16 protein-coding genes are annotated in these 21,986 nt (G+C 61.3%); 15 read left to right on the forward strand and 1 reads right to left on the reverse strand.

What is annotated here, in order from left to right; translation table 11 throughout:
• Positions 1–46: 46 nt before the first annotated feature.
• From VQ071_RS03105 to VQ071_RS03140, 8 genes are all read left to right on the forward strand, one after another.
• Positions 47–946 (forward strand): AraC family transcriptional regulator, encoded by a 900-nt coding sequence (locus tag VQ071_RS03105; RefSeq protein WP_340512402.1) that lies wholly within the window; start codon positions 47–49, stop codon positions 944–946.
• A gap of 470 nt (positions 947–1,416) precedes the next feature.
• Complete coding sequence (nrdI, locus tag VQ071_RS03110; RefSeq protein WP_340512403.1) at positions 1,417–1,776, forward strand: class Ib ribonucleoside-diphosphate reductase assembly flavoprotein NrdI; 360 nt, start codon at positions 1,417–1,419, stop codon at positions 1,774–1,776.
• On the forward strand, positions 1,763–3,847 hold the full coding sequence (nrdE, locus tag VQ071_RS03115; RefSeq protein WP_340512405.1) for a class 1b ribonucleoside-diphosphate reductase subunit alpha: 2,085 nt from the start codon (positions 1,763–1,765) through the stop codon (positions 3,845–3,847). The genes nrdI and nrdE overlap by 14 nt, the downstream gene beginning before the upstream one ends.
• A gap of 34 nt (positions 3,848–3,881) precedes the next feature.
• Positions 3,882–4,841 (forward strand): class 1b ribonucleoside-diphosphate reductase subunit beta, encoded by a 960-nt coding sequence (gene nrdF / locus VQ071_RS03120; protein WP_340512406.1) that lies wholly within the window; start codon positions 3,882–3,884, stop codon positions 4,839–4,841.
• Between the two features lie 210 nt (positions 4,842–5,051).
• Entirely contained in the window at positions 5,052–5,678 is a 627-nt protein-coding gene (locus tag VQ071_RS03125) for a hypothetical protein (protein ID WP_340512407.1), read from the forward strand.
• Between the two features lie 84 nt (positions 5,679–5,762).
• On the forward strand, positions 5,763–6,059 hold the full coding sequence (locus VQ071_RS03130; protein WP_340512408.1) for a hypothetical protein: 297 nt from the start codon (positions 5,763–5,765) through the stop codon (positions 6,057–6,059).
• A gap of 139 nt (positions 6,060–6,198) precedes the next feature.
• Positions 6,199–6,609 (forward strand): hypothetical protein, encoded by a 411-nt coding sequence (locus VQ071_RS03135; RefSeq protein ID WP_340512409.1) that lies wholly within the window; start codon positions 6,199–6,201, stop codon positions 6,607–6,609.
• Entirely contained in the window at positions 6,599–7,324 is a 726-nt protein-coding gene (locus tag VQ071_RS03140; RefSeq protein ID WP_340512410.1) for an AraC family transcriptional regulator, read from the forward strand. Before VQ071_RS03135 ends, VQ071_RS03140 begins: the two co-directional genes overlap by 11 nt.
• Positions 7,325–7,381: 57 nt before the next feature.
• Here the strand turns inward: VQ071_RS03140 and VQ071_RS03145 are convergent, their stop codons facing one another.
• Positions 7,382–8,260 (reverse strand): AraC family transcriptional regulator, encoded by an 879-nt coding sequence (locus tag VQ071_RS03145; RefSeq protein WP_340512411.1) that lies wholly within the window; start codon positions 8,258–8,260, stop codon positions 7,382–7,384.
• 138 nt (positions 8,261–8,398) lie between these two features.
• Here VQ071_RS03145 and VQ071_RS03150 point away from each other — a divergent pair, with 138 nt between their 5' ends.
• The 7 genes from VQ071_RS03150 to VQ071_RS03180 all read left to right on the forward strand — a co-directional run bounded on the left by VQ071_RS03150 (position 8,399) and on the right by VQ071_RS03180 (position 21,613).
• Entirely contained in the window at positions 8,399–11,068 is a 2,670-nt protein-coding gene (locus VQ071_RS03150; protein WP_340512412.1) for a family 78 glycoside hydrolase catalytic domain, read from the forward strand.
• Between the two features lie 174 nt (positions 11,069–11,242).
• Positions 11,243–13,687 carry a beta-mannosidase gene (locus tag VQ071_RS03155; RefSeq protein WP_340512413.1) on the forward strand — a complete coding sequence of 815 codons (2,445 nt, stop codon included), beginning with the start codon at positions 11,243–11,245 and terminating at the stop codon, positions 13,685–13,687.
• Positions 13,688–14,167: 480 nt separating this feature from the next.
• Positions 14,168–15,040 (forward strand): ABC transporter permease, encoded by an 873-nt coding sequence (locus tag VQ071_RS03160; RefSeq protein ID WP_445293259.1) that lies wholly within the window; start codon positions 14,168–14,170, stop codon positions 15,038–15,040.
• Positions 15,041–15,070: 30 nt separating this feature from the next.
• Positions 15,071–15,958: a carbohydrate ABC transporter permease gene (locus tag VQ071_RS03165; protein ID WP_340512415.1), complete on the forward strand. Its 888-nt coding sequence runs from the start codon at positions 15,071–15,073 to the stop codon at positions 15,956–15,958.
• Positions 15,959–16,071: 113 nt separating this feature from the next.
• Complete coding sequence (locus VQ071_RS03170; RefSeq protein ID WP_340512416.1) at positions 16,072–17,799, forward strand: extracellular solute-binding protein; 1,728 nt, start codon at positions 16,072–16,074, stop codon at positions 17,797–17,799.
• A 276-nt stretch (positions 17,800–18,075) separates the two neighbouring features.
• Positions 18,076–19,641, forward strand: a complete 1,566-nt coding sequence (locus tag VQ071_RS03175; RefSeq protein ID WP_340512417.1) for a helix-turn-helix domain-containing protein — start codon at positions 18,076–18,078, stop codon at positions 19,639–19,641.
• A gap of 7 nt (positions 19,642–19,648) precedes the next feature.
• Positions 19,649–21,613, forward strand: coding sequence for a cache domain-containing sensor histidine kinase (locus VQ071_RS03180; RefSeq protein WP_340512418.1), 1,965 nt, complete (start codon positions 19,649–19,651; stop codon positions 21,611–21,613).
• Positions 21,614–21,986 lie beyond the last annotated feature (373 nt).

The raw sequence follows: 21,986 nt of genomic DNA on the forward strand, positions 1-21,986 counted from the left end.
ATACTGCTCATTGACGCTATTCGCGACAAAGAGGTGAACGACCGATATGACGAGTGCCGCCGATATGCGCGAGGGGGCCGTGAACGAGCAAGTCGTCTATCAGAACCCGCTGCTGTTCCTCAAGATATGGGAGATTCAGAGCGTGGGGGTAGTGCGCCAAGCCGCAGACCCGTGGGATTGGCATTACCATAAGGAAGTGGAGTTTCTGGCGATCGTCGAGGGCGGTCTCGAGGTGCAGACGATGACGTCTCTGACGCAGCTCGGTCCGGGCGACGTGATGGTCGTCGGTTCCTCGCGACCGCACAGGACGTGCTGCACAGGCGGCAAGCCCTTGCGCTATCTCGTTTTCCAGGTGGATCTCGTACGGCACTTCGACCAGAGCATTTTGCCGTATTTGCACCACTTCTCGGAGCTCAAGCGTCCGCTGGAGGACCTGAACTACATATTTCAAGAAAGCGCCCGCGCCAGAAACGAAGCCTATGCGCTGATCGGCGACATCTACGAGGAGACGCACAAGGGGGAAGCGGGCTACGAGATCGCGGTCAGCGCGTCCATCAAGCGTCTGCTGCTGCTGCTGCTGCGGGGGGACGACCGCGGGCTGCTGCGCGGCACCGAAGAGGCGGGGGTCGCGAGGCTCAGACCCGTGCTCGATTATGTGGACAGCCGTCTGGGAGAGCGGATCGCCGTCGACGACGTGCGCCGCCTGCTCGGCATGAGCTACCACCACTTCATCAAGACGTTCAAGCGGACGATGGGCATCCCGTTCGTCGACTATGTCAATTACAACCGCATCAAGAAGGCGGAACGGCTGCTGCTGACGACCGATCTCAGCATCATGGAGGTCAGCTTCGAGGTCGGCATCTGGAATATGGCCCAATTCTACAAGCTGTTCAAGCGGCACAACCAGCACTCGCCCAAGGAATTCAGGCAGCGGATGCGCAATTGACGCCGAATATTCGTTAACTATCCCTTGACAAATCGGACAAGCGCATACCCAATATGTAGTGCAAGCGGGCGGCCGGCCGCATTTGCGTCCCGCCATTTTTTTTTGCGAATCGGCCGGCAGCGCCTCAGCCCTTGCGGGACGCGGGTTTTGCGAATTCCTGCCGTCCCGGTATAAATTTTAGGTCTCTCCATGGATTGACAGCCACAATATATTGATATAAATTTATAAATGTCCTCAACATATCGGTTTGAACTCCACTGCGGTTGGTTAATAGACCGTAGCGGAATATGACGGTAGGTTGACCCGGTCCGGTAGGAATCGGCGGAACAAACAACAGGATACACGGCATGTTTTCGATGGCTGCGGTGCAGCGAAGGCGAAAGCTTTTTCGTGATGCCCGGATAGCGGATTTCTGCGGACCGAATCTTCTATTTTATTACAATTAATGTATTTTCAGGAGGAGTTGCGCCATGCTGATCGCATACGCATCGAAGACGGGCAACGTACGGAGGTTCATTAACAAGCTGAATCTGCCGGCCGTACCGATCGACGAGACCGAGACGTTGGAGGAGCCGTTCGTGCTTGTGACCTATACGACCGGATTCGGACAGGTACCCGACAACGTGGTCTCCTTCCTGGAACGCAATGCAAGCCGGATGGTAGGCGTATCGGCCAGCGGCAACCGCAACTGGGGCGGCAGCTTCGCGAAGAGCGCGGACACGATCTCCGAGCGGTACGGGGTGCCGGTGCTTTACAAGTTCGAGCTGTCCGGCACGCAGCGCGATGTCGATAATTTCAAGCGGGAGGTGCTCGCAGTTGCGGCATATTGAATTGAACAACCTGCTGATGCAGCGCGGGGCGGACGGATTTTTTCAACTGGACAAGGACCGGGAGGCCGTCGACGCATTCATGGAGGAAGTGAAGCAGCGCAGCCTGACCTTCACGGGGCATCTGTCCAAGGTTCACTATATGATCGAGAACGACTATTACGAGGACGTATTCGCCAGGTACAAGGAGCATGAGGTCGAAGAGGTGTACCGGATCGCGCACGGCTACGACTTCAAGTTTCCTTCTTATATGGCGGCCTCCAAGTTCTATACCGACTATGCGGTGAAGAGCAACGACCGCAGCATCTACCTCGAGCATTATCCGGACCGCGTCGCGATCGTGGCGCTGCATCTGGGCCGCGGCGACGTCAACGCCGCCCATCTGCTGGCGCAGGCGATGATGGAGCAGCGGGTGCAGCCGGCGACGCCGACCTTCCTCAATGCGGGCAAGAGCCGTCGCGGCGAGATGGTGTCGTGCTTCCTGCTCGAGATGGACGACGCGCTCAACTCGATCAACCATGTGCTCGGCACCTGCATGCAGCTGTCCAAGATCGGCGGCGGCGTCGCCGTCAACCTGTCCAAGCTGCGCGGGCGCGGCGAGAGCATCAAGGGCGTCGAGGGTGCGGCCAAGGGCATCATGCCGGTGCTCAAGCTGATGGAGGACGCCTTCTCCTACGCCGACCAGATGGGTCAGCGCAAGGGCTCCGGCGCAGGCTACTACAATATTTTCGGCTGGGACGTCATGGAGTTCCTCGACAGCAAGAAGATCAACGCCGACGAGAAGACGCGCCTCAAGACGCTGTCGATCGGTCTGATCGTGCCGTCGAAGTTCTACCAGCTGGCCCAGGACAACAAGCCGCTGCACGTCTTCGCGCCGTACACGGTGTTCAAGGCGTACGGCACGCATCTCGACGACATGGACCTCGACGAGATGTACGATACGCTGCTCGCCGACGACCGCGTCAAAAAGAAGGTCATCATGACCGCGCGCGACATGCTCGTCAAGATCGCGACGATCCAGCTCGAGTCCGGCTATCCGTACATTATGAACCGCTCCAATGCGAACAAGCATCACGCGCTCAAGGATATCGGCAATATCAAGATGTCGAACCTGTGCACGGAGATCTTCCAGCTGCAGGAGACGAGCGAGATCGGCGACTACGGCCAGTCCGACGTCATCCGCCGCGACATCAGCTGCAACCTGGCATCGCTGAACATCGCGAACGTCATGGAGCGCAAGAAAATCAAGGAATCCGTGCATGAGGGCGTCATGGCGCTGACTGCAGTCAGCGATATGACGACCGTCGCCAATGCGCCGGGCGTCGCCAAGGCGAACCGCGAGCTGCATTCGATCGGCCTCGGCGCGATGAACCTGCACGGCTATCTGGCCAAGAACAAGATTGCCTACGAGAGCGAAGAAGCCAAGGACTTCGCGCGTGCGTTTTTCATGAGCGTCAACTTCCATTCGATCGAGAAGAGCATGGACATCGCGCGCCAGACGGGCGTCACGTTCGACGGCTTCGAGAAGTCCGAATACGCGAAGGGCACGTACTTCGACCGCTACCTGACGACCGACTATGCACCGCGCACGGACAAGGTCAAGGCGCTGTTCGAGGGCATCCATATCCCGACGCTGGCGGATTGGGCGCAGCTGCGCGAGGACGTCATGAAGCACGGCCTGTACCATGCTTACCGCCTGGCCATCGCACCGACGCAGAGCATCTCGTACGTGCAGAACGCGACGTCGAGCGTCATGCCGATCGTCGAGCAGATCGAGACGCGTACCTACGCGAATTCGACGACGTATTATCCGATGCCGTTCATGGCGCAGGACAACTTCTTCTACTACAAGTCGGCCTATCAGATGGACCAGCTCAAGGTGCTCGATCTGATCGGCGAGATTCAGGCGCATGTGGACCAAGGCATCTCCACCGTGCTGCACGTCAACAGCAACGTGACGACGCGCGATCTGGCCCGCTATTACATTTACGCAGACAAGCTGGGACTCAAGTCCCTCTACTATACGCGGACGAACCGTCTGTCCGTCGAAGAATGCATCGCCTGCGCCGTCTAAGACGGCGCGGCTGAAGCCGAAGGAGATTAGAGACATGGCAACGCACAAGGCGGTCAACTGGAACCGGCCCGACGACGACTTCTCCGCGATGTTCTGGAACCAGAATATTATGCAGTTCTGGACGGACGAAGAGATCCCGCTGTCCGACGACAAGATGTCGTGGATGGAGCTGAATGACAACGAGCGCGATCTGTATATGAAGGTGCTGGGCGGCCTCACGCTGCTCGATACCGTGCAGGGCGGCGTCGGCATGCCGAAGATTCTGGAGCATGTCGAGGGCCTGCAGCGCAAAGCCGTGCTCGGCTTCATGGCGATGATGGAGCAGATCCACGCCAAGTCGTATTCGAGCATCTTCACGACGCTGGCGACGACCGAGGAGATCGACCAGGTATTCGCCTGGGTCGAACGCAACCCGCATCTGCAGACGAAGGCCGAGACGATCGCCCAATACTACAACAACATCAATACGCCGAAGGACCTGTATCTCGCCATGGGCGCATCCGTGCTGCTCGAGAGCTACCTGTTCTACAGCGGCTTCTTCTATCCGCTCTACCTGGCCGGCCAGGGCAAGATGACGAGCAGCGGCGAGATCATCGACCTGATCCTGCGCGACGAGAGCATCCACGGCGTATACGTCGGACTGCTGGCGCAGGAGATCTACGCGAGGCTCGACGAGGACGAGCAGACGGCGGCGTACGAGACGCTCAAGGGCCTGCTCCGTTATCTGCACGACAACGAGGAGCGGTACACCGAGAGCCTGTACGGCACGGTCGGCCTGACCGACGAGGTCAAGGCATTCCTCCGCTACAACGCCAACAAGGCGATGATGAACATGGGCCTCGAGCCGTTGTTCGACGACGAAGACATCAATCCGATCGTTCAGAACGGCATCAGCACGCGGACCAAGCAGCACGACTTTTTCTCGAAAAAGGGAAACGGGTATGTGCGTACGACCAACGTACAACAGCTGCGCGACGAGGACTTTATTTTTTGACAGCCGCATAGACGGCGTTCAGCCCTGCGACCGGCATTGCCGGAGGCGGGGCTTTTTACTGTGTCGCTCCGCATGCCGATCGTGCAGCGCGCAGTCCAGCATTCGCCAAGACCAAAGTCTGTCCCTCAAGCCGAACCTCCGCCAGATTCCGCCGCTCCCGCGCTTTGATACGATAATGCCATAGAGAACAATTGGCGGGGAGCGAGCGGCATGTACGATAGACAGCGCGATGACGAGCAGCAGGAGAAGAGCATCTATATTTTGCTGACCGATACGGGAACGTTGTTCACCACGATGATCAAACGATTCACCGCCGCGCCCTACAACCATGCTTCGCTCGCTTTTGACGCCGGCCTAAGCGAGCTGTACAGCTTCGGCCGCAAGAAGCCGACCAATCCCTTCTCGGGCGGATTCGTCGAGGAAGACGTCTATGCGGGCACGTTCAGCCATTATCCGGATACGCGCTGCACACTGCTGCGCCTGCGGGTCACGTCCCGCCAGCTGGCGGCCGCCCGCCTCGTCGTAGAGAAGTTCAAGCGGGAGCAGGCGCAGTACCGCTATAACCTCGTCGGGCTGCTGGGCGTATTGCTGGACTTCGACACGGGCACGGACAAAGCTTACTTTTGCTCGCAGTTCGTGGCCGAGGCGCTGCGCGAGGCGGATGTACCGCTGTGGGAGCGGCCGTCCTCGCTTGTGACGCCGGATCATTTTCGGACGCACGGCGGACTGGAGACGGTGTACGAAGGCCGGCTGTACGACTATCCGCCCCTCTGCCACGGTCTGATCGGACGGATGGGAGAGACGGCGGACGGCGCGATGGAGTGGGCCGTATCGTAAAACTGGCAGATTTAAACAATTCAAGACGGTTGTCCCGGCCGATGGTATAATGTGAGCATACGAAGCAAACCGGAGGGATGCCGGATGGACCAGGAGCTGTTGAATGCGCTTAGGCAAGTGTTCAGGGAAGAACTTCGAGACGAGCTTCAAAAGGAGCTCGATCCGATCAAAGAGCGGCTGGACGCGGTCGTCGAGCAGCTGGATCGTATGGAGCGGGCGCAGGCGGAGGATGTCGTCGCGATGCTCGGTCATCTGAACAACAAGCTCGAAGTCATCCGTCACGATGTGGAGTTCGTCGCCAAGGAACAGGGCGCGATCCGGCTCGAGATCGACCGTTCCAAGCGATATGTAGCGTCGCATATTTTGCACGAGAAGCCCTGATACGAAGCATGCTCATGCGCCAAGTTTGCTGCTCTGCCCGACGGCTCGACCGTACGGGTTTATTTTTATTTGACAATGAGAATCATTATCAATAAAATATACATAAACAAAGGACAAACTGCCGGAAAGGATGTTGATTATGTATTCCGCATCGCCGATTACGGCAAGCCTATTCGGCTTCCAAGCCGAGGGCGGCTATCTGGAGCCTTGGGTCGCAATCGCTCAAATCGCGGACAAGGAACAGCCCGACCACAATCGTCTGGAGCTGTGCGCGCGCATATTTCTACCGGAGCTGGACAGCCCGGAGCAATACGAAGGTCTGCTGGAAGCAGTCCGCTCATTCACAAGGGGACAGATGGCGGAGAAGGGCTGCGAATCATGCCTCATTTACTATACTTGCAAAGGGATCGTCGACCGCGACTTGAACTTGCCGCTGCCCGGGATGCCGTACCCGGGAGGACGGCTCGCCGTGGAGTGCGAGTTCGTCGAGACTTATCGCGCGGAGCAGGCCGACGGTCCGGGAGAGGAGGGATGCGCCGATGTTAGCTGAATCGATGAACGGACTCGACCATCTGTGGTTCAAGCTTCGAAAAGCGAAGCGGATCGCCAAACGGAGCGGGCAGGTCAGCTATGCGTGCCCGCCCTGCGGACCGCGGCATGCGCTGATCGCAGTGACGGGCGGGCGCGGTTCGCTGCTGACGCCGGAGCAGTCGTTCGCGGTTGAAGAAGGGGCCGTATATGTCGCCGAGCCGGGATCGCTGCTGTCGATGGTGCCGGACGGAGAGATGCCGCTCACCTTTTATTTTTTCGAATTCGACGTCAAGAGCGATCGCGGACGGGAGCAGACCGGAGACGGGCGCCCCGGGTTGCAGCCGATGAGACAGCTGGGCAAGCCGCTGCGGATCCCGCCCGTATCGCTGTCCGCGATGAGCGCGGCCGCGTATGGCAGCATGGCAGGGGATAGCGGACTGGAGAGATTCCGCGGACAGTTCATGTTCCAGGAGCTGCTGCACCGGGTATGGAGCGAGCTGACCGCCGAGCCGAGCGACGAGCTGCATATCGCGCTGGAGCATCTGCGCGCCTATATCGAGCAGCACTACTACGAGCCGCTGTCGATCAAGCGGCTGGCCGGACTGTCCAAGATCAGCCCGCGGCATCTCGTCCAGATGTTCAGGGACAAGTACCAGGTCGAGCCGATGGACTATGTGCGCTCGCTGCGTTCGCAGCGCAGAATGGCCAAGGCCGAGCTGGCCGGCCGGATCTGAGAGGAGGAGGCGCCGCGAGATCGCTTGAGGCAGCCGTGTATGGCGCCAGGCCCGTGTTCAGTCGCTGCGTTGCGCCGGCTGAGCGCGGGCCTGCTTGCGATATTGGCCGGGCGCGCTGCCGACGATGCGCTTGAACAGCGCGGCGAAGTGGGATATGTCCTGATAGCCGGTCGCCGCAGCGACGGCGGCGAGCTTGCAGTCGGTATCGCGCAGCAGCCGGCAGGCCTCCTGCATCCGCAGCGTCTGCTGATAGGCGAGCGGCGTCATGCCGGTATACTTCGCGAACAGCCGCTGGAACTGCCGCTCGCCCAGACCGGCGTTCGCTGCGAGCGTCGCTGTAGAGAGCGGGGCGGCGTATTCGGCATGCATCAGCCGCAGCGCCGCCTCCATCCCCGCCGGCGGCGCCGCGGCGAACGGGACCTCCTCTTCGCCCAGGCGGTGCAGCTGGATGAGCAGCTCCAGCAGCAGCATATGCAGGGCGGCTTCGCGCGCCGTCCTCCGCGCGCCGTATTCGAGATGCAGCCGATGGAACAGGCGGCCGCACTCGCCATCCCGATCGCGGTAATAGCGTATATCGGGCTGCGCCAGGAACGGGGCAAGCGCCGCGAAGCCCGGCCAGCCAGCGAGTTGCCCTGCCAGCTTGTCCGTATGAATCAAGCAGTTGCGTACGATGAGCGGGCGTGTCGGCACCGGGGAGCCGGGTCTGAACACATGAGAGACGCCCACGGGAATGAGGACGATGTCGCCTTGAGAGACCGGGATGGCCGATTCGCCCGTATGGTGGCTGCCGCTCCCTTCAGATACATAACTGATCTCGAGAAAGTCGTGCCGATGCTCGTGCGAGCTGTAGTTCTCGACGGCCCGGTTAACATAGATCGGCAGATCGTCCTCGAAAAAAAGCTCTCCATGCAAAAAGCCGATAAAACGATTGACCATGCCGGAATTTCCTCCCCACAGGCACGATAGTCGAGAATGTCGCATATACCCGTTCAAAATGTCGGGATTGCCGCGATTCGCCGTTTGTTTCTCATTATATGATGGAAGCAATCACATGAATAGCGTAGGGATAGCGCAATGACATTGGATATCTACGATCTGACCTGCGAATACCGTACGAACCCGCTCGGCATCGACACGCCGCAGCCGCGGCTCTCCTGGAAGCTCAGCAGCGAGGCGCGGGGCGCATGCCAGTCCGGCTACCGCATTCAGGTCGCGGCAGAGAGACCGGAATTCGTGCAGCCGCTGTGGGATACCGGCCTTGTGAGGAGCGCGGATTCCGTCCTGATCGCCTATGGCGGCCCTGCGCTGCGGCCCAGCACCCGGTATTATTATCGGATAAAGGCATGGGACGGTGCAGGCGTCGAATCGGCATGGAGCGAGACGGCGTGGTGGGAGACGGCGCTGCTGTCGCCGCAAGCGTGGCAGGCGTCGTGGATCGGCGCGGACCCGGAGCGGTACGATCCGAATGCAGGTCCGTCGCCGCTGCTGCGCAAGGCGTTCGAGCTGCCGGGCAAGGTCGTGCGGGCGCGCCTCTATGCGTCGGCCGCCGGTCTGTACGAGCTGTACGTGAACGGCAGGCGGGTGGGCGAGGACTTGATGACCCCCGGCTGGACGAGCTACGGCAAGCGGCTGCAATACCAGACGTACGACGTGACGGATGCGCTCGCGGAGGGCGCCAACGCGCTCGGCCTCTCGCTCGGCAACGGCTGGTACAAGAGCCAGCTGGTCAACGACAACAACCGATACGGCGACAGGCGCGCCGCATTGCTGCAGCTGCACGTCTGGCTGGCGGACGGCAGCGAGCAGGTGGTCGTCACCGATTCATCCTGGAGGATGTCCACGGGCGCTGTCCGCTACTCCGAGATTTATCACGGCGAGACTGTCGACGCGCGGCTGGAGCCGGCAGGATGGCGGGAGGCCGGCTACGACGACGCCGAGTGGAGTCCCGCGACGATCGCGGAGCCGGGGACGGGGCGCCTCGTCGCACAGGAGAACTGGCCCGTGCGGGTGACGGAGCGGCTGCTCCCCGTTGGGTTGGTGCGCACGCCGGCCGGCGACACGGTGCTCGACTATGGCCAGAACCTGGTCGGGCGCGTCCGGCTCAAGCTGAACGTGCCGGCGGGCACGACGGTGAAGCTGCGTCACGCCGAAATTCTGGACCGCGACGGCAACGCATACTTCGGCAATCTGCGCTCGGCGAGGCAGGAGTTCATATATACGGCAAGCGGCATCGCGGACGAATCGTACGCAGCGTCGTTTACGTTTTTCGGCTTCCGGTACGTGACGGTGGAGGGCTATCCCGGACAGGATGAGGACGGCCTGCCGCTCGAGGCATTCGAAGCCGAGGTGATGCACTCCGACATGCCGGAGACCGGCCGCTTCGACTGCTCGAGCGAGCTGATCAATCGGCTCAACCTCAACATCCGCTGGGGACAGCGGGGCAACTTCCTCGACGTGCCGACCGACTGTCCGCAGCGCGACGAGCGCCTCGGCTGGACCGGCGATGCGCAGGTGTTCGTGCGGACGTCGGCCTTTCATTATCAGGTCGGACCTTTCTTCGCCAAGTGGCTGCACGATCTCGCGGCCGATCAACTGCCCGACGGCGGCGTGCCGTTCGTCATCCCGAACGTGCTTGAGGGCCACTCCTCGGCGGCCTGGGGCGATGCGGCCGTCATCTGCCCGTGGACGATCTATCAGTGCTATGGAGATGTGCGCTTGCTGGCGGAGCAGTTCGACAGCATGAAGGCATGGGTCGAATACATTCGTGCGCAGGGAGACGACGAATACTTGTGGAATACCGGCTTTCACTTCGGCGATTGGCTCGGTCTGGACGCCAAGGAGAACAGCTATATCGGCGCCACGCCGAAGGACTTCATCGCGACCGCCTACTATGCCTATTCGGCGAGACTCGTGCGGGATGCGGCCGTCGCGCTGGGGCGGGCGGCCGACGTCCGCCGCTATGGCGAGCTGCATCACCGGGTCGTGGCGGCATTCCGCCGCGAGTTCGTCACGCCGGGCGGCCGGCTGGCGGCGCCGACGCAGACCGCACATGCGCTGGCGCTCGTCTTCGAGCTCGTCGAAGGCGAGGTGCGGACGCGCGTCGCCCGCGAGCTGAACAAGCTGGTCGCGCAGAACGACTATCGCCTGACGACAGGCTTCGTCGGCACGCCGTATCTCTGCTTCGCGCTGTCCGACAACGGCTACCATGAGACGGCGCTCAAGCTGCTGCTCCAGGAGAGCTATCCGTCCTGGCTGTATCCGGTCAAGCAGGGCGCGACGACGATCTGGGAGCACTGGGACGGCGTGAAGCCGGACGGCACGTTCTGGAGCGACGACATGAACTCGTTCAATCACTATGCGTACGGCGCGATCGGCGACTGGCTGTACCGGCGCGTGGCCGGCCTCGACATGGATGAATCGGAGGCCGGGTATCGCGGAGTTCGGATTGCCCCGCTGCTGGGCGGGACGGGGTTGAGTCATGCCTCGGCCGAGCTGGTGTCGCCATACGGCAATATAAGGTCGGCATGGAGGCGCGAAGCCGATATCGTCGTGCTGGAGACGGACATTCCGGTCGGCGCTTCGGCTAAGGTCAGGCTGCCGGCCGGGGATGCGAGCCTCGTGCAGGTGGACGGCGGTTCGGCGGCGCTCGCGGGCGAGGTGTCAATTGTCGGGAGCGGAGGCGGGTTCGTCACATTCGGCATCGGCTCGGGGCGCTACACGTTCACTTTTTCGACGGATGGTTAATGCATGCTTAGAAGTACCCTCGTTGTGCGCGCGGCGCAGGCGAGGGTTTTTATTTACTTTGTAACCTATAAATAAACAAATAACAATAAAATTTAGCCTAACATGACTAAGGCCTAATAATGTACAATAAGGCAAGACCATACTATAGAAAAATCAGGAGTGGGAGCGGAAAAAATGACAAGGCTATTGTTGAACGGAAGCTGGGAGCTCTCGAACGGGCGTACCGGCGATCGCTATACGGCCACGGTGCCGGGATTCGTGCAAAAGGATCTGATGCAGCAGGGCGCACTGCCTAACGAATACGATACGCTGTTCGAGCCGAAGATCGAGTGGGTCGAATACGACGAATGGACATATACGCGTAGCTTCGCGCTAGGCGAGCACGAGCTGTCCCGGGACGCGCTGGAGCTGGTGCTTGAGGGCGTGGATACGTACGCCGAAGTGTCGCTCAACGGCAAAGTGCTCGGCACGACCGAAAATATGTTTGTCGCCTACCGCTTCGATATCAAGGGCATCGCGCAGGCCGACAACGAGCTGTCGGTCCGCATCGCCTCGCCGACCAACACGCTGAAGGAAAAGGAAGCGGCGTTCGGCGCGACGCTTAATCTGTGGAACGGCATTCCGGCGCGGCTGTTCGGACGCAAGGCGCAGTACGGCTACGGCTGGGACTGGGGGGCCAGAGTGGTGACGGTCGGCATCCACAAGCCGGTGTCGGTGGCAGCGTACGACGTCGTCCGCGCCGACGCTCTCGGCTATGCGATCACGCATCTGTCCGACGCCAAGGCGATCGTGAACGCCGCGTTCACGGTCGCGGCAGCCGGCGCCGATCCGGTGGAGGCGACCGTGCGGTATGCGCTCTACGACGGCGAGACGATCGTCGCGGAGCGGACCGAGCGCGCCATGCTGACGCCGGGCGCAGGCAAGTTCGAGGCGGCGCTGGAGATCGCGCGGCCGAAGCGCTGGTACCCGCTCGGACATGGCGAGCAGGCGCTGTACCGGCTGGAGGCTTCGGTGCTGGACGAAGGCGGGGAAGCCGTCGCGGCGATGTCCCGCGCGGTCGGCCTGCGCGAGGTCCGCATCGACATGCCGTACGACGAGCAGGGCCGCAAGTTCATCATCCAGGTGAACGGCATTCCCGTGCTGTGCAAAGGCGTCAACTGGATTCCGCTCAAGCTGTTCCCGAACCTGGATACGAAGGAAGAGTATGAGGTCGAGATCGAGCGCATCGCGGCCGCCAACATGAACATGATCCGCGTCTGGGGCGGCGGCACGTACGAGAATCACGACTTTTTCGATGCATGCGACCGTCTGGGCGTCATGGTCTGGCAGGACTTCATGTTCGCATGCGGCGACTATCCGGACGACGACGCATTCAGCGCTCTCGTGCGCCAGGAGGCCGATTATGTCATCTCGGAGTTCGGCAGCCATCCGAGCATCGTGCTCTGGTGCGGCAACAACGAGAACCAGGTGTTCGTCGAGCGCAGCCGCGTCCACCGCAAGCACGGCTACGGGGAAAAGCTGTACTTCGAGGTGCTGCACGACGCCTGCGCGGCCGATACGCTGCGCCCGTACTGGCCGTCGAGCCCGTACTCGCTCACGTTCGACCATACGAAGCTCGAAGGCAACTACGGCGACCTGCACTCGTGGTTCGTCTGGGGGCAGACGCATCCGTACGAGGAATACCGCGACGTGAACGGCCGCTTCCTGTCCGAGTTCGGCATGCAGTCGTATCCCTCGACTTACGTACTGAACCGGGTCGATCCGGCCGCCACGCTGCGCGATCCGAAGCTGGATGCGATGCAGAAGGCGCCCAACGGCATTCAGCGGCTGTTCTATTACACGGTCGGCGACTACAAGCTGCCTGCGGCCAAGGACGAGTTCGTGTACGTCAATCAGCTGATGCAGGCGAATGCGCTGCGCTATGGTGTCGAGCACTGGGTATCCCGCATGCCCGATACGTCCGGGGCGCTTATCTGGCAGTGGAGCGATCTGTGGCCGTCGATCAGCTGGGCGCTCGTCGATTACGGCAAGGTGCACAAGCCTTCCTACTTCTATATGAAACGCAGCTTCCAGTCGCCGAACGCCTATGCGAAAATCACGCCGGGCACGGACGAGGCCGAGCTGTACCTGATTCACGATCACGGCAGCCTCGAGGGCCGCATCGTCGTCGAGCTGTACGATCTGACTACAGACAGCGTGGTGCAGTCGGTCGTAAACGAAGTGCAAGGCGTCGGACATCGCTCCACCCGCATCGGTACCTTCTCGACCGCCGGCTTCGACGCCGCGAAGACGATCGTCTGCGTGAGCCTGTATGAGGGCGAAGCGCTGCGGTCGGCCAGCACCTATCTGCTCGGCAAGCCGCATCAGCTGGCGCTGAAGCCGGCGCGCATCACGCTGGAGCAGGAGACGCTGGCGAATGGCGATACGCGCTTCACGCTGTCGAGCGACGTGTTCGCCAAGGATGTCGGCCTCGTCGACATGCCCGGCACGCTCTCGGACAATTACTTCGATCTGCGCGCAGGCGAGCGCCGCGAGATCGTGCTGAAGGGCGGACTGCCGGCAGGCATGACGGCCACGGCAATCTGCCTCAACCAAGTCAAGACGCTCGACTACGTTTAATCCTCCGCATGGCGCGCTTCTGCCGCCGCCTCAGCATTGCTTGCCGCCATCATGCACATCTCATGTGCATGATGCGCGTTCCCGCGTCCTCCGCGCCCTCAGCGGCTTCGCCAATTTCCATCAAACACGGTATTGTCTCCGATTTCCGATCTGCGCTTCGCTTCCCCCTCTTTTTGCGCGCCTCGCCTCTCTCTTCTGCGCCTCGCTTCCGCCGCCTGTCAACCATCGTTGATTTTTTACATTATTCGTTATCCAGTGTTCTGGAAGGAGCCGGCGCCTCGGCTTAGTATTAGAGCATAACAACAAGAAGTTGGTGATGGCATGAAAAGCGAGACGGCGGCGGGCGACAGCGTGCCGAGTGCGGGCGGCGGGAGACGGCGCCGGCGGCCCGATATCACTGCGGCCGGGCTCGACGTGCAGACCGGCACGCGGCGGGTTTCTTTATGGCGCAGGCTCGCCGGACAGTGGGAGTACCAGGCCATGATTTTGCCCGCGATTGTGTTTTTGCTGGTATTCAGCTACGGGCCGATGTGGGGCATACTGATCGCCTTCCAGGAGTACGATCTGTTCCGCGGCTTCGGCGCGAGCCCGTGGGTAGGACTGGCCCAGTTCAAGATGTTCGTCGAGTCGCCGGAGTTCTGGGAGGTCATGCGCAATACGTTCGCCATCAGCCTGCTGAAGCTGCTCGTGGGCTTCCCGGCGCCGATCGTGCTGGCGCTCATGCTGAACGAGGTCGGCGGCCTGTTCAAGCGGATCGTGCAGACGGTGACGTACATCCCGCACTTCATGTCGTGGGTCGTCATCTCCGGTCTCGCCTTCTCGATGATGGCGGTCGACGGCGGCGCGGTCAACGAGCTGCTGATGTGGCTGCATCTGATCGACGAGCCGGTCAACTGGATGTCGACGCCGTCGTACTTCTGGGGCGTAGTCGTATCGCTCAACGTGTGGAAGGAGATCGGCTTCGGCTCGATCGTCTACCTGGCCGCCATCGTCGGCATCGATCCGGCGCTGTACGAGTCGGCCTCGATCGACGGCGCGAGCCGGTTCAAGCAGATGACGCTCATCACGCTGCCTGCGATCGCACCGGTCATGATGATCTTCCTCATCCTCGGCATCGGCAGCATCCTGAACGCGGGCTACGAGGACATCCTCGTGCTGACCAAAAACCTGACCAACGGCATCATGCTGCCCGTGGCGAACGTGATCGACACGTACGTGTACCAGATGGGCATCCAGAATCAGCGCTTCTCCTATGCGGCCGCGGCCGGACTGTTCAAGTCCGTCCTCAGTGTGACGCTGCTCGTCGTCGCCAACGGCATCGCCCGCAGATTCGGCAGGACCAGCCTGTGGTGAGGCGGATTCAAGCAGAAAGGTGAGAACGCAATGAAACTATCCGCCGGCGACAAGACGCTCCGGTCCGTCATCTACGCACTGCTCGCGCTGCTCGGGGTTGCGACGCTGTACCCGTTCTGGAACTCGCTGGTGCTGTCGTTCAATCTCGGCTCCGACACGAGCCTCGGCGGCGTGACGGTATGGCCGCGCAAGTTCACGCTCGAGAACTACCAGATCGTGTTCAAGGAAAAACATATTTTCCACGCCTATCTGATCACGATCTTGCGTACGATCGGCGGTACGGTGCTGGCGATGCTGTTCACGTCGCTGTTCGCCTACGCGATGTCGAAGAAGGGCATCGTTTTCAAAAAGTTTTATACGATTCTGGCTGTCGTCACGATGTTTTTCAACGGCGGGCTGATTCCGTACTTTATCGTCGTCTACCATCTGAAGCTGTACGATACATTCGCGTTTTTGCTGCTGCATGGCATGATCAGCGTGTACAACATGATTATTTTCCGCACGTTTTTCCTCGCGCTGCCGGACGGTCTGGAGGAATCGGCGCGCATCGACGGCTGCGGCAGCTTCGGCGTCTTCTTCCGGGTCGTGCTCCCGGTGTCGGGGCCGGTCATGGCGACGCTGTCGCTGTTCACCGCGGTGTTCCTCTGGAACGACTGGTTCATCCCGGCGGTGTTCATCAGCAGCCAGGACCTGATCCCGCTGCAGACGCTGCTCGTGCAGATCATCAATGCCGGCACGACGGCCAGTCTGCTGACCAACCTCAACTCCCATGCGCAGAGCCTCGTGGCCAATACGATTACGGTCAAGGCGCTGCAGATGGCGACGATGATGGTCGCGACGCTGCCGATCCTCATGATTTATCCGTTTCTGCAAAAATACTTCGTCAAAGGCGTGCTCGTCGGCTCGCTCAAGGAATAGCGGGACTGCGGCGGTTCGGCCGTCGATGATCCGGGTTATAAGGTCAGGCTTGTCAGCGGACAGGCCGACCCATAACATATAAAATGAAGCGATCGAGAGGGGTATGGTTGGTTATGACAAGAAAAAAATCGCTGCAAGGCGTGCTCGCGGCCACGATGGGCCTTGCGCTCACATTGACCGCATGTGCCAGCAATAGCGGAGGCAATGCGAGTCCAAGCGCAGACGCTTCGGTCTCGCCCAGCGCGCAGAGCACGGCCTCGGCCACTGCATCCGCTGCGGACAGTCCGTCGCCCGCTGCGGAAGGAGCGGCGGCGAAGGTCAAGCCCGTCACATTTACACAGTACGTCAACTATGACTGGTACACCGCGCCGACCTGGGCCGAGCGCCCGCATGCCAAGTGGATCACCGACAATCTCGGCGTGACCGTCGAGCCCGTGCAGTCCAACGGCGCGGCCGCCAACAAGCTCAACTCGATGATCGTATCCAAGCAGCTGCCCGACGCGATCGTGCTCGACCGCGGCAAAGACGTCGAACGTCTCGTCAACGCCGGCCAACTCGTCGCGCTCGATCCGTACCTGGAGCAATATCCCGAATTCGTCGCGACGATCGGCGAGCAGACGCTGAACATGCTGCGCAGCTCCGACGGCAAGCTGTACCAGATTCCGAACTGGTTCATCAGCGGGGACAACGGCAACGGCAACGCGGCTTATATCGTCAACAAAAAAATCTATAAGGAGCTCGGCTCGCCGGCGCTCGAGACATGGGACCAGCTCGAGGCGTACCTGAAGCTCGTCAAGGACAAGTACAAGGACGTCGTGCCGCTCGACTTCGGCGAGATTCGCGACGGCGAATCGCAGATGCTCGGCATGCTGTACAGCGGTGCGGGCGACGACCGCACGCCGAGCCTGATCTCGGCCGGCTCCGGCGCCGTGTTCGGCATCCCGAGCGGCGACAAGCTCACTTCGGCCTATCAGGACCCGGCATTTGAAAGCGCTGCCCTGTATGCGAGCCGCCTGTTCCGCGAAGGATTGACGTCCAAGGACGCGTTCACCCAGACGCGCGATCAGATTCTCGAGAAGCTAAAAAACGGCAAAATCGCCGTGTTCGGCGCCTACGATTCGGTCGTCGAGGGCATCGGCCGCGAGGCGAACAACAATCTGAAGGCGAAGGACCCCGAGGACGGCTATGAGGTCATCTGGCCGGTTCACGCGGACGGCGTCGACAAAAATAAAGTGTACCCGAGCGGCTTCAATACGCTGGGCTGGAACGTCAACGTCATCACCAAAAACGCCAAGGACCCCGAGGCGATCTTCTCGTACATGAACTGGGGCGTCAGCCAGGAAGGCCAGCAGGTGTTCTTCTTCGGGCCGCCCGGACTGTTCTACGACAAGGTCGAGGACGGCGTGCCGATCCCGAACGACGCGTACATCAACCGCGATCCGAAAAAATACGACGAGCTGAAAATCGGCGAGTTCAACTGGTACGGCAATACGAGCTACGTCGACGGCACGAAGGCGAAGCGGGAGCAGCTGCTGCCGCAGGAGGCGCAGGACTGGACGACGATCGCCCAGGCGACGGTCGCGTTCAAGACTTCCAAAAATATTACGGAGTTCTCCAACCTCGATCCGGTGCCGAACTCCGAGGAAGGCATCATCATGCAGCGTCTGAGAGACCAGTACAAGCAGGCCATCCCGAAGCTGATCTTCGCCAAGAGCGACGATGAAGTGAAAAAGCTGATCGGCGAGGCGCAGGCGGAAGCCGACAAGCTCGGCTACCAGAAGGTGCTCGACTGGAAGACGGCGCGCTGGCAGGAAAACTTGAAGCAAATGGGCGCCAAATAAAACAAAACGCTCGGCAGAGCGGACATGGAGAGGATATACTTCTGGTATATCCTCTCGCTCGCATTTACCCGACATTCTCTAGAAGTGCGGTGAAGAAGTCGCCGGAGAATCGGTATGGAGTCGGAACAGCGTAGCGGTCGCCTTTGTAACCGGATTTTCCCCCTTTGAGGGGCGTATCGTTCAAAAAAATCCGGGTACAACAGCGAGTGGAGACCCATACCGACCGTAGGCGGCTTGTTTTTCACCGCACTTCTAGATCAAGGAGCCGATCGCGACATGTACAAGGCCGTACTGGTGGACGACGAAAACTTCGATCTGCTCGGGCTGCAGCGGCTCATCCCGTGGGACGATCTCGGCATCGAGGTCGTCTGCGGCACGAACAAGCCGCTCGCCGCGCTTGACTATGTGCAGGCGCACGACATCGACATCCTGATCACCGACATCAAGATGCCTGTCATGTCCGGGCTGGAGCTGGCCAGGCTGTCGCGCGAGCGGCACCCGGAGATGAAGACAGTATTCATCTCCGGCTATCAGGACTTCGAATACGCCAAGACGGCGCTCAAGCTCAGGGCGGACGGCTACATTCTGAAGCCCGTCGACGACGACGAGATCGTCACCGCGCTGCGCGGCGTCGTCGACGGGCTCGACGCGCGCCGGCGCGCGCTGCCGGACGGCCCGCTCGAGGCGTTCGAATTTATGCGGGGCGACTTGGTGCTGCATCTGCTCGACGGGAGCATCGACGCGGCGACGCTGGACGCGCTGCGCCGGACATATCCGATCGAGCTGCCGGACGGTCCGCTCAGAGCCCTCGTCGTCGAGATCGACGACGCCGCGCGGCTGCGCGCCGCGGAGGGCGAAGCCGCCGGCCCGTTCGACGCCGTCTTCGCCGTCGTGCGGGACAGTACGGCGGGCGGCGAAGGCCTGCTCTGCCGGATCGCGGACAACCGGATCGGACTCATCAGCGCTATGGACGCGGCGGCGTTGAACGCCGCGCTGGAGTCGCTGCTCGCCGACATTCGCCGCCTGACGCCGTATACGGCCACGATCGCCGTCGGACAGATGGCAGGCTCACTGTCCGAGCTGCCGCTGTCGTACCGCGAGGCGTGCCAGCTCATCGGCGGCAAGATGTTCCTCGGCAAAGACCGGATCATCCTGCCCGGCATCTCCCAGCATCGCGCCGCGCTGGACGTGAAGGATGTGGACGACAGCCTCGACCGGCTGTATGCCGCCATCTCCGACTATCGCCTCGTCGACATCTGCGATCTGATCGAGGACCTGTTCGACCATGTGCGCGCCTTCGCCGAGCCGGTCAAGGTGTACCACTTTTCGACGCATATCGTCTCCCGGCTGGAGAGCTATCTGAGCGCCGAGGGCGCCGCCGCTGCTCATCCGGGGAGCTGGCGGGAGAGCGGCTACGTGGCCGTGGAGCGGTTCGAGACGGTCGAGGACATCAAGTCTTGGCTGCGGCGGACGGCGTTCGAGCTGTCGGAGGGCCTGCTGCTGCACCGGCAGAGCCGCAAGCCCGCCTGGAAGCTGCTGCCGGAGATACAATATTACGTGCGCACCCGGCTGTCCGGCGATATTACGCTGAAGGAGGCGGCGGCGCAGTTCGCTTACTCGCCCAACCATTTCGGCGTGTTATTCAAGGAGCAGGTCGGCATCAGCTTCGGCGACTTCGTCGTCAGGGAGCGGATGGAGCGCGCCCGGCAGCTGCTGCGTTCGCCCAAGCTCAAGGTGTACGAGATCGCGGAGGAGGTCGGGTACAACAGCCTGGCCTACTTTTCCAAGACGTTCAGAGAGATGTTCGGCATGACGCCGGGCGACTTCAGGAAGCAGGGCTGAGGCGAATATGACAGGCCAATCGACGTCCTACCTGCCGCTGCACTACAAGCTGCTCGTCATCTTCATGCTGCTCGTCGTCATTCCCGTGGCGATCGTCGGCGGGTATTCCTACTTGTCCTCCGCCAAGGAGGCCGAGCGCAATACGCGCAACAATCTCGAGATCGCCGTCAACCAGATCGGCAACAACGTGCAGTACCGTGTCGACGACGTGAGCCGCAGCGCAGAGGCGCTGTACGACGATCAGGTGCTCTCCCGCTATCTGTCCGGCTATTATTTGAATTGGGAGCGCTATCAAGTGACGACGCAGTATGTGCTGCCCCGGCTCGACGCCGCGCTCAGCCTGCCCAAGCAGAAGATCCGCATGACGGTCTACCTCAATGAGCATACGCTCGGGGAGCTGTATTACAACGAGACGCCGGAGGCGCTGGAGAGCGGCGACCGGCAGTTCGAGATCCGCTATGCGGACCGCGTGAGCGGCGAGGCGTGGTACCGCAGCCTGAACCTGCCGTTCGACGGCTACACGTGGCGGCGGGTCGGCACGGACGAGGCGTACGGCTATATCTCGCTGCTGCGGCCGCTCATCAACTACGAGACGTTCGAGCCGATCGGCCTCGTCCGGATCGCGGTCAAGCTGAAGGATATATTCGCGGACGTCGACCTGAACCAGCTCGGCGGCGGGACGCTGCTGTACGTGCTCGGCGGCGACGGCGTGCTGTATCCGCTCTTGCCGGAGGGCGCGGCGGACGGGACGGCGGGCGGCGAGGGAGCTGCGGCGTCCGGCACGGCGGGAACTGCGGGCGGTTCGGCGGGAGATTCGGGAGCGCGTGGGGCCGGCTCGGCGGTTGCTGGCGCGGAGCTGGCTGCGGGCGCTGCGGGGAGCGGCGGCGAGGCGGCTTCCGGCCTGACGCCGGACGACCGCCGTTACTTGCGCATCGAGCGCCGGATCGACCGCCTCCCGGTCACGCTGACGGCGCTCGTGCCGGTCGACTCGTTCAAGGAAAACTCGCGCCGCGTGCGCGATCTGACGATTCTCGTCTGCGCGCTGTGCGTGCTGGCGATGACGCTGGTCAGCTTCCTGATCGCCCGCGTCTTCTTCAAGCGCGTGTCCAAGCTGACGCAGTCGCTGCGCGCGTTCAAGGAAGGCGAGTACAGCCGCCGCATCCACTACCGGGGGCGGGACGAATTCGCGGACATCGCGGAGTCGTTCAACGACATGGCGCAGGCGACGCAGAAGCTGATCGGCGAGGTGTACGTGAGCAATCTGGCGAAAAAGGAAGCCGAGCTGCAAATTCTCCATTCGCAGATCAACCCGCATTTTTTGTACAATACGTTCTCCTCGATCAGCCGGATGGCGAAGCTGGGCGAGATCGGGACGCTGCACGAGATTATCCGCGAGCTGGCGAAGTTCTACCGGCTGACGCTGAACAAAGGCGAGATGCTGATCTCGGTCGGCAAGGAGCTGCAGATCGTGGAGTCGTATCTGAATATCCAGAATATGAAGTATGCGGGGCGAATCCGGTCCTCGATCGAGACGGATGCGGAGGCGGAGCGCTGCGAGACGGTGAAGTTCGTGCTGCAGCCGTTTATCGAGAACGTGCTGGAGCACGCCTGGTACGATGACGAGATCGAGATCGTCATCGCCGTCCGGCGGCAGGGCGACCGGCTCGTCATGCAGGTGCGCGACAACGGTCTCGGCATGAAGCCGGAGACGGCCGCAGCTATTCTGGGAGGCTCGGGCGCGCAGACGGGCGGCCGTGCGGAACGCGAGTCCGGCGGCGGCGAGTCCGCAGACAATGCGGGGGCGGACGGCAGGGACAAGTCGGGCTACGGCATCCGCAATGTCGACCAGCGGATCAAGCTGCACTACGGCAGACAATACGGCGTGCAGATCGAGAGCGAGGTCGGCAAGGGCACGACTGTGACGCTGACGCTGCCGGCTGTCGAGACCGGGGACGAGGCCGCGGCTGGCTAGTTCTGCCGGGCAATTTGCACGTATGCCGTCGTCTATTGCTCGCTGCTTCTGTCCGCCTGCGCCTGCTTGGCTCCGATAGCTGCAATCGTACATTTATTTTTCCGAAATGAGGACGCTATTCCCGCCATAACTGCAAATATGCAGCTCATGGTCCAGAGGCAGCGCAAAATCGAGCCTGGAACGAAAGATTAACTGTATAGCTGCAGCTATCTATGAAGCGGGCGGCGCGGACGACGAAAATAAATGCATATTTGCAGTAAAGTTAAAGTGGAACCTTGCGAGGTATCGACGCACAAGGCTGTGTCCCGGATCAGGTCCGAGCGACACGGTCCTGGTGCGTCTTTTTCGGTTCAATGCGCCGCTTGTCCGCTGT

Origin of the sequence: Cohnella sp. 56, assembly GCF_037963805.1 — a bacterium.
Classification (GTDB): Bacteria; Bacillota; Bacilli; order Paenibacillales; family Paenibacillaceae; genus Cohnella.

Excerpts from the sequence above, each read along its gene's own strand:
- VQ071_RS03105 (WP_340512402.1), top strand. The coding sequence starts at position 47 with ATGACGAGTGCCGCCGATATGCGCGAGGGGGCCGTGAACGAGCAAGTC.
- nrdI (WP_340512403.1), top strand. The coding sequence starts at position 1,417 with ATGCTGATCGCATACGCATCGAAGACGGGCAACGTACGGAGGTTCATT.
- nrdF (WP_340512406.1), top strand. The coding sequence starts at position 3,882 with ATGGCAACGCACAAGGCGGTCAACTGGAACCGGCCCGACGACGACTTC.
- VQ071_RS03125 (WP_340512407.1), top strand. The coding sequence starts at position 5,052 with ATGTACGATAGACAGCGCGATGACGAGCAGCAGGAGAAGAGCATCTAT.
- VQ071_RS03130 (WP_340512408.1), top strand. The coding sequence starts at position 5,763 with ATGGACCAGGAGCTGTTGAATGCGCTTAGGCAAGTGTTCAGGGAAGAA.
- VQ071_RS03135 (WP_340512409.1), top strand. The coding sequence starts at position 6,199 with ATGTATTCCGCATCGCCGATTACGGCAAGCCTATTCGGCTTCCAAGCC.
- VQ071_RS03140 (WP_340512410.1), top strand. The coding sequence starts at position 6,599 with ATGTTAGCTGAATCGATGAACGGACTCGACCATCTGTGGTTCAAGCTT.
- VQ071_RS03145 (WP_340512411.1), bottom strand. The coding sequence starts at position 8,260 with ATGGTCAATCGTTTTATCGGCTTTTTGCATGGAGAGCTTTTTTTCGAG.
- VQ071_RS03150 (WP_340512412.1), top strand. The coding sequence starts at position 8,399 with ATGACATTGGATATCTACGATCTGACCTGCGAATACCGTACGAACCCG.
- VQ071_RS03155 (WP_340512413.1), top strand. The coding sequence starts at position 11,243 with ATGACAAGGCTATTGTTGAACGGAAGCTGGGAGCTCTCGAACGGGCGT.
- VQ071_RS03160 (WP_445293259.1), top strand. The coding sequence starts at position 14,168 with ATGATTTTGCCCGCGATTGTGTTTTTGCTGGTATTCAGCTACGGGCCG.
- VQ071_RS03165 (WP_340512415.1), top strand. The coding sequence starts at position 15,071 with ATGAAACTATCCGCCGGCGACAAGACGCTCCGGTCCGTCATCTACGCA.
- VQ071_RS03170 (WP_340512416.1), top strand. The coding sequence starts at position 16,072 with ATGACAAGAAAAAAATCGCTGCAAGGCGTGCTCGCGGCCACGATGGGC.
- VQ071_RS03175 (WP_340512417.1), top strand. The coding sequence starts at position 18,076 with ATGTACAAGGCCGTACTGGTGGACGACGAAAACTTCGATCTGCTCGGG.
- VQ071_RS03180 (WP_340512418.1), top strand. The coding sequence starts at position 19,649 with ATGACAGGCCAATCGACGTCCTACCTGCCGCTGCACTACAAGCTGCTC.